This is a genomic window from Brevibacterium sp. FME37 (assembly GCF_014897485.1).
Lineage (GTDB): Bacteria > Actinomycetota > Actinomycetes > Actinomycetales > Brevibacteriaceae > Brevibacterium.
On sequence record NZ_JABUYE010000017.1, the window covers coordinates 1 to 14,139 of the forward strand.

General features: G+C 59.9%; 11 protein-coding genes. 5 read left to right on the forward strand and 6 right to left on the reverse strand.

All coding sequences use genetic code 11. The features are described from left to right. Window positions 1–36 precede the first annotated feature (36 nt). The 3 genes from INT29_RS16720 to INT29_RS16730 form a co-directional block, all read right to left on the reverse strand. A complete protein-coding gene (locus INT29_RS16720; protein WP_226842131.1) occupies window positions 37–441 on the reverse strand; it encodes a TRAP transporter small permease in 405 nt (134 codons plus the stop codon). After that, window positions 438–1,520: a TRAP transporter substrate-binding protein DctP gene (gene dctP / locus INT29_RS16725; protein WP_096161128.1), complete on the reverse strand. Its 1,083-nt coding sequence runs from the start codon at window positions 1,518–1,520 to the stop codon at window positions 438–440. The genes INT29_RS16720 and dctP overlap by 4 nt, the downstream gene beginning before the upstream one ends. 114 nt (window positions 1,521–1,634) lie before the next feature. Continuing rightward, window positions 1,635–2,333: a FadR/GntR family transcriptional regulator gene (locus INT29_RS16730; RefSeq protein WP_101572177.1), complete on the reverse strand. Its 699-nt coding sequence runs from the start codon at window positions 2,331–2,333 to the stop codon at window positions 1,635–1,637. Window positions 2,334–2,538: 205 nt separating this feature from the next. Here INT29_RS16730 and INT29_RS16735 point away from each other — a divergent pair, with 205 nt between their 5' ends. Next, window positions 2,539–3,708, forward strand: coding sequence for an acyl-CoA dehydrogenase family protein (locus INT29_RS16735; RefSeq protein WP_193072511.1), 1,170 nt, complete (start codon window positions 2,539–2,541; stop codon window positions 3,706–3,708). Here INT29_RS16735 and INT29_RS16740 read toward each other — a convergent pair. Next, window positions 3,662–4,624 (reverse strand): LysR family transcriptional regulator, encoded by a 963-nt coding sequence (locus tag INT29_RS16740; protein ID WP_096161131.1) that lies wholly within the window; start codon window positions 4,622–4,624, stop codon window positions 3,662–3,664. The two genes, INT29_RS16735 and INT29_RS16740, sit on opposite strands and share 47 nt — an antisense overlap. An 82-nt stretch (window positions 4,625–4,706) precedes the next feature. On the opposite strand from INT29_RS16740, the gene INT29_RS16745 reads away from it, so the two are divergent. Beyond that, window positions 4,707–5,729 carry a DMT family transporter gene (locus INT29_RS16745; protein WP_226842133.1) on the forward strand — a complete coding sequence of 341 codons (1,023 nt, stop codon included), beginning with the start codon at window positions 4,707–4,709 and terminating at the stop codon, window positions 5,727–5,729. A 24-nt stretch (window positions 5,730–5,753) separates the two neighbouring features. Here INT29_RS16745 and INT29_RS16750 read toward each other — a convergent pair whose 3' ends face one another. Continuing rightward, complete coding sequence (locus INT29_RS16750) at window positions 5,754–6,782, reverse strand: siderophore-interacting protein (RefSeq protein ID WP_319020932.1); 1,029 nt, start codon at window positions 6,780–6,782, stop codon at window positions 5,754–5,756. A 465-nt stretch (window positions 6,783–7,247) separates the two neighbouring features. Between INT29_RS16750 and INT29_RS16755 the strand changes: the two genes are divergently transcribed. Beyond that, a complete protein-coding gene (locus INT29_RS16755; protein ID WP_193072513.1) occupies window positions 7,248–8,036 on the forward strand; it encodes an ABC transporter substrate-binding protein in 789 nt (262 codons plus the stop codon). A gap of 70 nt (window positions 8,037–8,106) precedes the next feature. Continuing rightward, window positions 8,107–9,534 (forward strand): D-serine ammonia-lyase, encoded by a 1,428-nt coding sequence (locus INT29_RS16760; RefSeq protein WP_193072514.1) that lies wholly within the window; start codon window positions 8,107–8,109, stop codon window positions 9,532–9,534. Here the strand turns inward: INT29_RS16760 and INT29_RS16765 are convergent, their stop codons facing one another. Continuing rightward, window positions 9,535–12,282, reverse strand: coding sequence for a hypothetical protein (locus INT29_RS16765; RefSeq protein WP_193072516.1), 2,748 nt, complete (start codon window positions 12,280–12,282; stop codon window positions 9,535–9,537). A 794-nt stretch (window positions 12,283–13,076) separates the two neighbouring features. Here INT29_RS16765 and INT29_RS20255 point away from each other — a divergent pair. Beyond that, window positions 13,077–14,117: a hypothetical protein gene (locus tag INT29_RS20255; RefSeq protein ID WP_226842135.1), complete on the forward strand. Its 1,041-nt coding sequence runs from the start codon at window positions 13,077–13,079 to the stop codon at window positions 14,115–14,117. Window positions 14,118–14,139: the final 22 nt, after the last annotated feature.

A 14,139-nucleotide genomic window follows, 5' to 3' on the forward strand; every position in this document is an offset into this window, starting at 1 on the left:
ATTATCGGATGCGAAACTCACATAGTCACCGGACTCCTACTCGGGGACCCAACCAGGAGCGTCGCCTAGAGTGAACGAATCCATGGCCGTCACCATGCCTCCGTATGTAAGAGCCGCAGTAATGAGGATGAGTACTAGATGCCCGATGATGCGGGCACTCGTACGCCACGCAGTTGGCAATCTGTCGTAGACGAGCTCCGCAGTGACATGTCCCGCAGTCAGATACAGCCAGGGCAGCGCAAGGAAGACGGACATTGGCATGAAGATCCGCTCAACTGCACTGATATTCCAACCAAGAGGGTTGGTGAAGACATAACGCATCAAGGTCTCTGCCAGCATGACCAGCGCCATGGCTGTGATCGCCACACCGGCAAGCGTCACGCTGACGATCTTGATGGTGTGAATCGTCCGCTGTATCGCCGATCTGTGTTCACGAGTCATTTCGAGTTCCCTTCGTATCGCGCGATGAGAGCTTCGTACTGGGAGAGCACCTGTGAACCCGGTTTGCCGATCGAATCCATGTTTTCGGCCCATTGTTTGCGCACAGGTGCCAGCTTGTCTTCGAATTCCTTCATTCCCTGAGCATCGGGGGTCTTGAACTCGACCCCGTCCTTGCCGATCGCGTCGATTGCTGCTGGGGTCTCGTCATTGACCGCCTGACACAGGCTGTTCTGCGCATCGTGGCCGGCCCTCTCGATTCGACTCCGCATTGCAGGGTCAAGTTCGCTCCATGTCTCTTCGCTGATGACATATGGAATCGCGAATGCTCCGATGTTCAGTCCTGTCGTCGAGTAGTCGAGTACCTCTTGCAGCTTGTACGGGAGCACGCTGATGAAGGGAAAAGCCACGCCGTCCACAGTCTTCCGGGACAGCGCTTCATATGCCTCGGGCGCCGGCATGCTGACAGCTGCCGCCCCGAGGTCGGAAAGAGTCGCGTCGAGAGCTCCGCCTGAAGTTCTGATATTGAGTCCGCGAAGGTCCGAAGGAGAATTGATCTGGCGGCTGACAGTCAGAATCTCGTAGCTGGGAAGCACCGACACCCACAGTGGACGCAGACCACGTGGTGCATATTCCTCTTGGTAGAGAATCCCTCCCGGGGACATCATGTCGAACAGAGCTTGTGCGCCCACGCAAGAATCCTCAACCATGCCTGGCAAGTCGGACACACTGGATAAGGGAAGCTGGTCGGAGAGATAGGCCGCCGAAGCGGGGGTAATGTCAAGAACTCCCGATCGATTGAGAGACACGAGGTCTCGCGGAGTCCCCATTTGTCCTGCCGGGTAATAGGCGAAGTCCAGTGTTTCCTCTGAACCGCCGATAGGACCGCTGTCTGGATCCGAAGCTTCGTCCATGAAGATGCTGACTCCGGATTCCGCGAAAATATGTGTGGGAGCATAGCTGTCGGCCAAGGACAGAGTAGTCGTGTCTGCAGTTGTTGCCGGGGTACATGAACTCAGTGTCGTTGACGCCAGAATGAGGACGGCGGACAGTGCTGCTATGACCTGTGTGCGTGACTTCATTACACCTCCATTGGTATATGCGCACGAACGGTACGTATTAACGAATACTGTAGACGAAAACAGGTTGCCCAACAAGGGTGATCTCACTGGTTAAACTTCGCTCGGTGAGTGACTTCAGTGTTTGTTGGACAACCGGATATGGGCGCGTAGGTGCTTGCGCATCACGTCGGCAGCACGGACTCCGTCACGCGACTTAATTGCAGAAAAGATGTGCTCATGGGCTTGCACCAGTTCCCGAAGCTGACCCGGCCCGACAAGATGAGGGTCGTCGGTGAGTACTTCAATAGGGCCAATGAGCCCCGCGAGGATCGCGGATAGGGCGTGATTGTGGCTTCCCTGGGCTATGTGGAGATGGAAGCGAGCGTTGGCCCGCAGGAAAGCCGGCCGATCGGCTGGGTTGCCAACTGGCCGGATAGCCGCAGTCATCTCCGATTGGATTGCTGAGAGTTTGCCAATTTCATCCTCGCTCATTCGAGTCGCAGCGAGGTCGGCACACTGGGGCTCGATGGCCAGGCGAGTCTCCATGAGATCACGCTCCGCGATTCCGCCAGTTCCGATGACGAGCTGGAGAGAGCTTGTCACTGTGTCCCCACTCGGCGTGGTGACGAAACTACCGCCATTCCGGCCGATTTTTCGCTGGATCATTCCCTCGGAGGCCAATGCCTGCAGGCCGGCACGAATTGTGGTGCGGCTGAGTTCGTAGTGCGCGGCGAGTTCGCGTTCCGCGTCTAGCCTGGTGCCTGCAGGTAATGTGCCGTCGAGAATTCGTGAGCGCAGCTCGGCGACGAACCTGGAAGTCTCGGTCGTGTTCATGAGTTCTTTCTTGAGTCTGACGGGATCCTCGATTACATTCTATATTGGTACTACCAAATAAAATGCGATCGAACTCGTTGTACAACGACAACCACGGAGGCCCGGATGAGAATTTCGGGTCTAGGTGTGACAGCGATTCGCGCGTATTAGCCGCAATCGTCGAATCGTTCGACCTTATGGCACTGAATTTATCGAGGAGATTATTATGGCGGATTTCGCCTTGACTGATGATCAGCTGATGGTGCGCGAAGCCGCCCAGGAAATTGTGGCTCAATTCGACGACGAGTACTGGGCTGACAGGGACGCCAACCATGAGTTCCCGACGGAGTTCTACAACCTGCTGGCGGAGAAGGGGTGGCTCGGTCTGACTACGCCGACTGAGTATGGGGGCCACGGTCTTGGCATCACAGAGGCGACCCTATTGCTCGAATCGGTTGCAGCTGCGGGTGGTGCTATGAACGCGGCGAGTTCGATCCATATGACGATCTTTGGTCTACACCCGGTAATCAAGCACGGCAGCGAGGAGCTCAAGAAGGCTAACTTGCCGCTGATCGCGGAGGGTAAAACGCACGTATGCTTCGGAGTGACTGAGCCTGACGCAGGTCTTGACACAACTCGAGTGACTACTTTCGCGAAGCGGCGGGGCGATGAATATGTAATCTCTGGCCGTAAGGTTTGGATTTCGAAGGCGATGGAGTCCGACAAGATCCTTTTGTTGGCGCGCACCACGAAGCGTGAAGATGTCGAGAAGCCGACAGACGGTATGACCTTGTTCTTTACTGACCTCGACCGGACTCATGTGCAGATCAACCCGATCCGCAAGATCGGACGCAACGCAGTCTCCTCCAACGAGCTGGTTATCGAGGGCCTCGTGGTCCCTGAATCACATCGAGTGGGCGAGGAGGGCGAGGGGTTCAAGTACCTCTTGGACGGACTTAATCCGGAGCGCATGCTCATCGCGGCAGAGGCTCTGGGGATCGGACGTGCGGCACTTGCCAAGGCGGTCAAGTATGCAAATGAGCGGGTCGTCTTCGATCGGCCCATTGGTATGAATCAGGGGCTCCAGTTCCCATTGGCAGATTCCCTCGCGAAGCTTGACGCTGCTGAGCTGGCCCTTCGGAAGGCTACTTGGACCTACGATCAAGGGCTGGCAAGTGGTCGGGAGGCAAACACAGCAAAATATCTGTGTGCCGAGGCTGGGGTGGACGCTGCGGATCGCGCGGTTCAGGTGCACGGTGGAATGGGATACTCAGAGGAGTACCATGTGGGGCGTTATCTTCGGGAAGTTCGGCTCATGAAAATTGCACCCGTGAGTCAGGAGATGGTGCTTAACTACCTCGGTTCCCACGTTCTCGGGATGCCGCGAAGCTACTGAATCGAGCCGCGGTTCCTCTGCTCTTCTCGGCATCGTCACTGGCAAGTTCATGAAGAGCAGAGATCGCATCATCGATGACTTCCTGCTGCGGATGACCAGGGTCGCTGATGGCGTGGACATAGCGGATCGGCTCGGGTGCTGCCAGTGGCACGATAGCCACTCCGGCTGGAAGTTGGTCGATGCCGAGGCGGGGGAGCAGGGTGATCCCCAATCCACGGCTGACCATGTGGAGCGCGGCGACGTACGAGTGGGCTTCGTGTTTGAACTGCACCTGAACTCCAGCCCTGGCGCAGGCGTCGAAGAGGATCGTCCTGCATGGCCCCTCGCCTCTATCGTTGTCGATCCACGAGTATCTCTCCACTTCGATCAGCGAGAGTTCTCTGCGTGTGGCCAGCTCGTGGTTTTCGGGTACAGCGACGACGTACGGATCTTCAAGCAGAAGGCTGCTGTTGATCTGAGGTGGAAACGGTGGGTTTTTGGATTCGGTGATGATGATCTGGATGTCGGACCGACCCTCATGCCATTGATCCTCAGCCAAGTTGAGTTGAACTGCCGTATTCGGGAACTTATGTTCGAGGAAGAGCACCAGTTCCGGCATCCATCGGTTGCCTGCGGTGCTGAAATATCCGATCGACAGTCGGTTGACTCGGCTGTCTTTCAGATCTGAGATGCGCTGCTGCAGTCGGCTCGACGATTCGAGGACTCCGTCGACCTCTCCCATAATGGCGGTGCCGGTATCAGTCAGGCACAGGCCTCGGCCTCGGCGTCGGAACAATGTCAGTCCAGCGTTCTCTTCGAGCAGCTTGAGGTGATGGCTGACTGCCGACGGTGACAGGCCGAGATGCTGAGCTGCTGCTCGAACGGAGCCGGTGGCGGCAACGGATTTGAACGATCGCAATTGGATGACATTGTTCATTCAGCAACCGTACGGACTCTGCGCACAGATGTGCAATAGTGTGCGCTTTTGATTGACGGCAAGCAGCAGAATAATCGTAGCCATGAAGGACTGCTCAGACGCCGGAAATTGCGCGCCGATTCAGATGACCACCACTGCCGCCTCGACGTTTGACGTGCCCCCGCCACCGGTCGAGCCAGTCGCGGAAGAAACTCCGCCACGGATCATGCCGTGGATAGCGGCGTTGTTGACGATGGTCTTCTGGGCCTCGTCGTTCGTCGTCATTCGCGATGCCGGCGACCACTACTCCCCAGGTCCTATGTCACTGCTGCGGATGGGCGCTGCTGTGATCGTCCTCTCCGCCTGGATGCTCTTTCGCAGGCCGAGGTTCCCGACCTCGAAGATGACATGGCTGATCATGCTCATCTGGGGAGTTGCCTGGTTCGCCGGGTACACGGTCGTCCTCAACGCAGCCGAGCAGTCGATCGACGCAGGAACAGCTGCGATGATCGTCAACATCGGCCCACTCTTGGTCGCCGTCTTTGCGGGGCTGTTTCTCGGCGAGGGGCTGCCGATCAGGCTGCTCATCGGCATAGTGGTTTCGATGGCTGGAATCGGGATGATCACGGTGGCCAGCTTCACCGGAAAGTTCACCATCGGCGGCATGCTCCTCAGTCTCACCGCAGCGATTCTCTATGCCTCCTGCGTGCTGCTGCAGAAACGGTTCCTGTCCCACACCGATTGTGTGACCGTGACCTGGGGAGGCATTCTTACCGGAACCCTTGCCTGCCTTGTCTTCGCGCCCGGATTGATCGCCGAGGTGGCCCAAGCTCCCGTCGACATCACCGTTCAGATCATCTACCTCGGCGTAGTGCCCACCGCACTCGCCTTCAACCTGTGGGGATATGCAATCCGTTACCTTCCGGCTGGTGTCCTGAGCTCTTCAGGGCTGCTTGTCCCCGCGATCGTCGTCGTTCTCGCCTGGCTCATTCTCAGCGAAGTTCCACCGCCGCTGGCAGCGCTTGGCGGCGCATTCTGTCTCTTCGGTGCGGCTTTCACCATAGTCCCGCAAGTGCTGCGTTCGACCTCAAAGAGCTCGACGGCGAATCGAACTGCTCACAACTGAACCCGAGTGGCGCCGCGACGATGATCAGCCTTCGGCTTTGCCCTGACGCCAATAACCCATGAACGCGATCTGATGACGATCGACGCCCACTTCTTGGACGAGGTAACGACGCAGACGTTTGACCGGGCCGGCCTCACCCGCAATCCAGGCATAGAACGGGCGGGCATGCTTGTCGGTGCCACTCGAACTGCCTTGAGCGGCCTGCGTCAGCGCAGCCGGCACATCCCACAGAATCTCTTCGTCGATGTTCACGTCGTCGAGCTCAACAGACCGTTTGCTTGGCGCGCCGGCACTCATGTTCGCACCCGTACCGGCACCCACCTCGGCGAGGGCATGGTCCTCGACTCTGACAGCATCACGGACAGCCGGCTCAAGCCGCTGACCATGGGCGGCGGAGTCGCGGGGCAGCCACTGGATCTCGAACCCTGCGGGCGCGTCCAGATCAAGAACATCCTCGGCGGTCGGGACCTCGAGAATTGCCTTGCCCTGCACCTTGGCGTCCTTCAGTGACTCAAGGATCGATGCGATCGCGGGCACCGCGGTCTCGTCACCGGCGAGGAGGATGGTGTCGGCATCCGCGGGTGCGAACTCGATGCCGGCCGTGGGTCCTTCGGCATGACGCGATGGTCCGATGATGTGCAGGCTGTGGCCGACCTCGGCGTTCTGCGCCCAGGCGGCAGCGGGGCCCGAGTGGCCCTGATCGTCCGTGTGGAGAACCATGTCGACGACGAGTTCGCAGGCTTCGTCGCGCCATTCGCGCACCGTGTAGGTGCGCATTTCACCGCGCATTTCAGGGTCGAGCTGCAACCATGCCTGGTACCAGGACACGCCGGAGTCGGGGTCCTGCTCATCGAGGAAACGGAGGAGATTGAACTGCGGCTTCGTTGCTCCAGCCGAGGGGATGATGAGTTTGAACCGCAGGTCACGGGGGTGACTGCTGCATCCGAAGTCCCTGAGTCCTTCGCCGCCGAAGGTGATTCGGCGGAAAACGGGGCTGAGATCTTCGATGCCGATTACGGTGGCCTCGAAGGCGGTGATGGGTGCTTGTGGCACAAATGCTCCTTCGTCCCTCGCCGTGGCGGGGAACTCGGTACGTCCGCCCGTGGAGAGAAGCTCTCTGCGGGCGGTGTGGTGCAGGGTCATCAACCAGTCTACGCCACTTGAGTAAGGATAGCCTTCCCAAATAATGCTACGGTGTTCTCGGCTGGCGTCCAAGGGCCCCGATCGGTGACGTTCAGCTGCTCACCAGACGAAGATCCAGCTGCGTGCCAAACGAATTGTTCACCCCCTCGCTCGATTCCACCGATCGCAGCACAGACGAATACCGGAAGGTCATCCATGCGCCGCCGCCAACTGCTCGCATTATCCGTACTCGCTCCATTCGCCCTTGCCGCCTGCGGCAGCCCCGGGAGTGAAGCTGCCACCACAGGGACAACCGGGACGCAGGGCTTCTCCTATAGTCCGAAAGGTTACGATGACCTCACCATTGAGCTGGACCGCCCAGCTGAACGGATCGCAATGGACTTCTACTCCGCCGCGGCGCTTGCCCCCTATGGAATCAAGCCGGTAGCCGTCTACGGCTTCGGTCAGAATGAGTCCCCCGGAAAGTCGTTTGACCAGACAGGGGTAGAAGTCGTCGGCACCGATATGGAGTTCGACCTCGAAGCCCTCGCGGCGACGAATCCCGACATCATCATCGCCTATGGCAATGACAAAGGCGATGGGTGGACATGGTGGGACGACAAGCTGAAAGACCAGGTGGCGAAGCTCGTTCCGTTTGTCCCGGTCAAGCTCGACGGTGGAACGCCAGAGGACATGTTTGCCCAATATGCCGCGATCGCACAGGCGCTCGGCAGAGACACTGAGACGGGGGAGATCGCACAGCAGCGCAAAGCATTCGATGCCGCTCGACAGAGAATCCGCGACATCACTGCTGACAAGGACTGGCTGACCGTGCTGCTCGCGAACTTCAGCCCCGAGATCAACTACACAGCCAAGAAGTTGGGTGTCGCGAAGATGCTCACCGATGACGGTCTGAATCTCGTTGGGCCCGAGTCTGGGAAGGACACCAGCTGGGCCGAAGTCTCCTGGGAGAAGATGAGCGACTACCCAGCAGACGTCATTCTCGTCCACGACGCATCGACCGACTACGAGGACAACCCCATCTTCAAAAGTCTGCCCCCGGTCAAGCACAAACAGCTCGGCACCTGGGACGACAAACGCGCCTACACCTACGACGGCTACACCGACTGGCTCGGCGAACTCGCGGATGTGTTGGAAGAAGCGAAGGACATCAATAAGGACTGAGTTCCGAGCCCCAGGGATAAGATCAGCGTATTGAGTCCTTCGACACTGCTCAGAACCGGAGTCTGCCCGTATGACCCCTCAATCACAGTCTCAGCCGAACCCTGAGATCGAATTCGATGCAGCCGACCCGGTGATCCGGTCCCTAGCAGCCGGTGAACCGACAACCTGGCTGCGCAGCGACCTCGACCCCACAGCCGAGGTACTTCAGGGTATGGCCGCGAGCTTCGAAGCCGATGCGGAACGCCGAACAGGTGTGAATCCCGGAATCATGGGTGCGGCCGCGCAGCGTTTCGAACGGTTTGCTCCATGGTTCGCTGAAGCCTTCCCGGAGACCTCAGGCGCTGAGGGGATCATCGAATCTGCTCTTGTTCCTGCCGATGCTGCCCAAGCCGATCTCAACCAGCGCCTCGGTGTCGAACTTCCCGGCAGGCTGTGGCTCAAGCGCGATGATGCCCTTCCGATCAGTGGATCGATCAAGGCCCGTGGAGGTTTCCACGAAGTACTTGAATACGCCGAGGCGGTCGCCGCCGAACAGGGACTGAGCACGAACGAGCCCACCACCTACAGCTCCGAGGAATTTCGCGCGCTCGCCGTAACTCACCGGATCGTTGTTGGTTCAACCGGAAACCTGGGGCTGTCGATCGGCATCCTCAGTGCGGCACTTGGCTTCGCAGCCTCTGTGCACATGTCGGCCGACGCACGAGAATGGAAGAAGGAGCTCCTGCGCGGTCACGGCGTCGAGGTGATCGAACACGCCGGTGACTTCGTGGCAGCGGTGTCAGCCGGCCGAACATCGGCCGAAGGAGCGCCGCGCACTCACTTCGTCGACGACGAAGACTCACGCAGTCTCTTCGCCGGGTATTCGGTGGCGGCTCTGCGTCTCAAAGAACAGTTCGAGGCTGCACAAGTGGCCGTCGACGCTGATCACCCTCTGGTCGTGTACCTGCCCTGCGGGATCGGCGGCGGACCCGGCGGAGTGACCTATGGACTCAAACGCGTCTTCGGCGACGCGGTGCACGCCATCTTCGTCGAGCCGAGCCAAGCACCCGCCATGTTCCTCGGCGTGAGAACCGGATTGCACAGCGCGATCTCAGTTCAGGACATCGGCCTGAGCGGAGCCACAGCCGCCGACGGTTTGGCTGTGGCACGACCCTCGCGCTTCATCGGTCCGGTCATCAGCCCTCTGATCTCGGGATTCGCTACGGTCACCGACGAGGTCATCAAGGCGGGAGTGGCAGTGCTCCACCAGACCGAAGGCCTCGATGTCGAACCATCGGCGACCGCGGGACTGACCGTTCCCTGGCGAACGATGGACCACCTCGGCGAGGGGCAGGGAGAGGGGCAGGGCGACGGGTCGGGCGATGACGGGTCGGGCGGTGACGGATGGGCAAACGCTACGCACCTGGTCTGGTTGACGGGCGGTGCCATGGTGCCGCCCGCCGATCACGAGCGATATCTGGCCGAAGGCTTGGATCTGCTGCCGAGGCTCAACTCCTGATCAGTAGCCGTACGAGTCACCTTCGATGTTGATGACGACCTTGCCGTCGACGATTTCGGCAGTTCCGTCGACCGAGAACGTCACAGTGTCATCAAGGGTCTCCGACTCATCGAAGTACGACTCGTACTTTCCGGTCACAAATGCCTCACCTGTCGACTCGGTCGAGATCGGCCAGGCTGGACCACCGTTCGGTCCGGTGGATTCTTCAGGGTCGAAGTAGCCTTCGCCCGACGAATCGCCCACACTGGCCGTCGGATACGAAGAGATCGACCATTTGATGTTTGTCGCGTCGTGGCTCTCGGCGCTGTAGGAGCCGAAGGGGCAGCCGTCGGGTTGGGCGACGGTCTTTTTGGCGCAACTGTCGATGAGCGTCTTGACCTGCTTGTTCACCTCGGTGCGGAAAGCATCGGTGGGCTGGGCCGCGAGCATTGCGGGCTCGTACTCTTCCATATCTCCTTCCTCAGCGAAGAACGCGCGGGCCTCGATCTCGTCTGCGGATACCAGGTCAGTCTCTTCGGATAGCCCGATGGTGTACATTCCCGGGAATGCGGGAAGTGAGAGGGCAGATTCATTGGTTTCGATATCGATGCCGTTGATCTTGACCTTGTCCAGGCCGGGAGTCTCGACGGAGAGATAGAAGAGCTCGGGTACCTGCAGCCTCCAGTCGTCGAAGAACAGTGCCTTCTTGCCCGCCTTGTGCAGTGAGAAGCTCGTTGTGCCCTTGCTGCCTCCGACGTCGTAGGTCGCGGTCACTGTCGCCGAGTTCCCATTGACATCAGCATCTTCGACGGTGACGTCCTTCGGCAGGGCCTTCGCTGCACCGAGAACGTCGTTCGTGAGCAGCTGCCGCTGCTCGGTGGGTACGTCGACATCGGCCATCTTCAGCGCGCCTTCGGCATCTCCATCGGAGAGTTCCGAGAAGTACTTCTCAACGGCGGCCTCGGGGCTGAAAGTGTTCCCGTTGATCTGCGTGACGACGATGAGTGCGGCGACGATTGCGAGAACCGCCGCGCCGCTGATCACACCGACCAGAGTGGCCTTCTTCTTGTCGAAGGGCTTGGCTGGTGCTGGTCCGGGAGGTGGGGGCGAGCCAGCTGTGGAATAGGCCCCACTCGGAGGAGTAGACATCGGGTAGGCGGCGTCGGCAGATGGGTACGCCCCGGGTCCAGCGTGAGTAGGGGTAGGGGAGCCTGATTGCGGGACGTTTGAATAGCCCGAAGAATCTGCTCCAGGAGTCGGGGCAGAACCAGTAGTCAAGGCCGAACCAGGAACGGAGGTTGGACCGGTGCCTGAGGTAAACGATCCGGGCTGGCTGCCAAATGCAGCAGCAGCGCCGGCAGCACCGGCACCAGCCGCCGTCATGCCGACTCCGGCTCCGCGACCGGCGACGGCGTCAGGATGGATGAGGGGATGGCGTGGTTCGCTCATCCTCAGAGCCTGGCCCCAGTGCGGGTGGACGGCCCGCCCAGCGAAGAATTTCGCGACCGCTGGAATGGTCAGGACAAGCCGCGGGCCGAGGGTCCTCGACAGAACCTCGATCACAGCACCCCAGACGGCAAAGATGAGGAACGACCAAGCCAGAGGGCTGAGACCAGCACGGGCGGTGCCGAAACTATCGAACATCGACGCAGCCTCGGCAGACCCCTCAAAGTGAATTCGGAGGGGAACCGCCAGCACCGAAACCAGCCCCCAGATAGCGCAGAAGGCCAACGGAATCTTCCACGCAGTGGTCCATTGTTGTTTGTCCTCGCCAGTGACTGTCCAATAGGGACGACGAGTCACGGTGGCGACCAACGTTGCGGCGAGGATGGCGGCCACGACGGCAAGCAGCCCGATCCACAGCTGCCCGGGCGCCTCGCGGCTGAAGATGGTCAGTGACTCCGAGAACCCGCCAGAGTCGTATCCCATCATGTCCCCCTGTGACGTGGCACTGACTCCGCCGAGGTGGACGAGCATGGTGAGGATCAGACCCACATTGATGAAGAGTGCAGGAATCGTCTGCCAGGGCATGTCGAAGGACAGCGGAATGATGAAGATCGCGACGACCGACAGGGCAAGGGTGGTCACGATGAGGTGGGTCCACGTCACGAGAATAGGCGGGACGAGCCACCGCAGGAAGGGAGCACCGATGGCCTCGCTGCCCTTGAAGTGCCCGGCGATCCTCGCGCAGATGCTGGTGCTGAGGACGGCGAGCAGAGGCAGGAAGAACGAACGAACGGTCACTGCGGAGAACTCGAGATCGATCACGCCGCCGCTTTCCGTGATGGAGAAGCGTGCCGCAAAAATCACCTCGAGAAGAAGCAGAACGAGGGCCATCGCCAAGGTTGTGATTCCGATGCGGATCCAGGTGATGCCGCGGTTGGGCGACGGTGATTTCAGCTCGCTGCGCTTCGTGAACCACCACAGCACACCGATGACGATGATGGTGATGAGCAACGGCGCACCGGAGGCGAAGAAGCTGCCGGTTGCCTGGCCCATGTCTCCAGCCTGCACATTGAAGCGGAACACACCCGAACCGAATAGAGACATTGCCAGCAGGACGAAGGGCAGCGCATAGCTGATTCCGTCGGTGTTGAAGCCTGTCTCTTCAGCAAGATCCGTGAAATCGCCCATCGAGGTGAGCAGCGCCGCGACGATGATCGAGACGATGATTCCGACCAGAAGCGCAAGCCCAGCCGGGCTCAGAGCGCTGCGCCATGTGGATCCCTGGCCGAATGCTGACAGGTACTTCGCCGCAGACGGAGACATCTGAGGCTGAGGATACTGAGGCTGCTGGGGCGGCTGAGGATAGGGAACTCCCTGAGGTTGACCGCCGAGATGGCCGTCGGGCTGACTGCCCATGTGTCCACCCGGTTGGCGGCCGGGGTATCCACTGGGGTGGCTGCCGAAGTATCCACCGGGTTGGCTTCCCGGATACCCATTCGGCTGACTGCCCGGTTGAGAGTAGTACGAGCTCGGGTCCGGATACTGCTGTCCATGGGGAGAGCCGTACGCAGGATATGGCGTGCCCTGTCCCGAAGCAGGAGGGCCCTGGTTCGGGTGGGGCGTTCCCAACTCTGGACGTGGTGATCCGCTCTGCGGTCCTGAGCCATAAAGGTGAGACTGCTGTTGGTTGTCCTGGTTCCAGCCAGGTGCGAATCGAGCTGTGGAGTCCGGATCGTCATTTTCTGAGCCAGTGGCAGCTTCAGAGTCAGCAACAGTTTCCGATTCAGCAGATGAAGCATCTGAGTCCGGCTCAGTGGAGGGGGATTCTTCAGGCTTTTTCGGGACGGGAGACGTCTCTGTGTTCTTCGGCTCCTCAGCGGCAGCGCTGCTCGACTCGTCCGCGGCTCCGTTGTCTTTGGCGTCGTGAGATGAGTCGCTCATGTCAGGTCCTTCATCCGTGTGGGCCTGCTGCGATGCAGGCGAGTGGTTCTATAGGTGGATATAAGTCATTGTTCGACTGTATATTCATTTTGTAGTGGCAATCCTATATTAGGATTGTGGCACCATCGAAGTTGTCTTAACGGACTTATTTCGCAAAGAAAGATCGAGAGCCGCTGATGAGTGAGAACCCGCCTCCATCCGGGAGTGGCCGCGACCATGCATGGAACGGCAACGGTCAGCAAGGACCTGGGGCGAACTCTCCGCAGCAGCAGCCCAATACAGCCTGGAACCAGCAGTCGGATGCAGGCTGGAATCAACAGGCCAACAACGGCTGGGGCCAGCCGGAGCAGCAGTCGAACAACGGTTGGGGTCAACCGGAAGAGCGTTCCAACGCTGGTTGGGGCGATGGGTCTGCTGCGACTCCCACGCCTCCCCCTCCTCCAGCGCACCCGTACCCCAGGCCGAAGCGCCCGCAGAGTGAATCCGCTTCGCCGCAGGCCCCACAGGGCCAGTACCAGCAATATCAGCAGTACCCACACCACCAGCAGGCGCCGGTGCAGAACGCCAACGCCCAATATGGCCAAGGACCCTATGCCGCCGCACCGGCAGAGAAGCCCCGCAGTCGGAAGGGGCTTATCGCGATGGGTGTGGTTCTCATCGTGTTCGTCGCACTCGGAATCGGGTGGGGCGCAGCTACTCTATTCGGCAATGACTCCGATGGTGACACGGTCGCGGCGCCCGCCTCATCGGCGACGAAGAGCCCGGGCGATGAAGCCTCGTCGAGTCAAAGCCCCTCAGGGAGCCCCGAGCCTTCGGAATCACCGTCACTGTCGAACGACCCTGCGAAAGCACTCGATCAGCTGATCAAGGGTGACAGACCCAGCGTGAAGGCCGACCTCAACGGAAAATGGGTGCCGCAGCTGAGCTCGAAGAGGCTGGATCTGGAGGCAGAAGGGAAGGTCTGGAAGGAAAAGGACATCCTCGCCGAACACCAAGAGCTGCGGGAAGAATACCCTCGCGTGCAGTTGGTCTGGTCTGGCGATTTCGCCAGCTTCAAAGAAGACAACTTCTGGGTCACCGTTGTGGGAATCGGATACGACGATCCAGAGGAAGCGCTTTCCTGGTGCTCCTCACACGGTCTGGGCGCCGACTACTGCTATGCCAAGCAGCTCAACACCTCAGGTGGGATCGATGGCACAACCCGGCTCCAGGACTGAACGCGACTCTCCCCCGGTCGAA

What these genes read in the sequence shown, in the direction of transcription:
- INT29_RS16765 (WP_193072516.1), bottom strand. Translation starts at nt 12,282, where the DNA reads ATGTCTCCGTCTGCGGCGAAGTACCTGTCAGCATTCGGCCAGGGATCC.
- INT29_RS16745 (WP_226842133.1), top strand. Translation starts at nt 4,707, where the DNA reads ATGAAGGACTGCTCAGACGCCGGAAATTGCGCGCCGATTCAGATGACC.
- INT29_RS16760 (WP_193072514.1), top strand. Translation starts at nt 8,107, where the DNA reads ATGACCCCTCAATCACAGTCTCAGCCGAACCCTGAGATCGAATTCGAT.
- INT29_RS16740 (WP_096161131.1), bottom strand. Translation starts at nt 4,624, where the DNA reads ATGAACAATGTCATCCAATTGCGATCGTTCAAATCCGTTGCCGCCACC.
- INT29_RS16730 (WP_101572177.1), bottom strand. Translation starts at nt 2,333, where the DNA reads ATGAACACGACCGAGACTTCCAGGTTCGTCGCCGAGCTGCGCTCACGA.
- INT29_RS16720 (WP_226842131.1), bottom strand. Translation starts at nt 441, where the DNA reads ATGACTCGTGAACACAGATCGGCGATACAGCGGACGATTCACACCATC.
- INT29_RS20255 (WP_226842135.1), top strand. Translation starts at nt 13,077, where the DNA reads ATGAGTGAGAACCCGCCTCCATCCGGGAGTGGCCGCGACCATGCATGG.
- INT29_RS16735 (WP_193072511.1), top strand. Translation starts at nt 2,539, where the DNA reads ATGGCGGATTTCGCCTTGACTGATGATCAGCTGATGGTGCGCGAAGCC.
- INT29_RS16755 (WP_193072513.1), top strand. Translation starts at nt 7,248, where the DNA reads ATGGACTTCTACTCCGCCGCGGCGCTTGCCCCCTATGGAATCAAGCCG.
- dctP (WP_096161128.1), bottom strand. Translation starts at nt 1,520, where the DNA reads ATGAAGTCACGCACACAGGTCATAGCAGCACTGTCCGCCGTCCTCATT.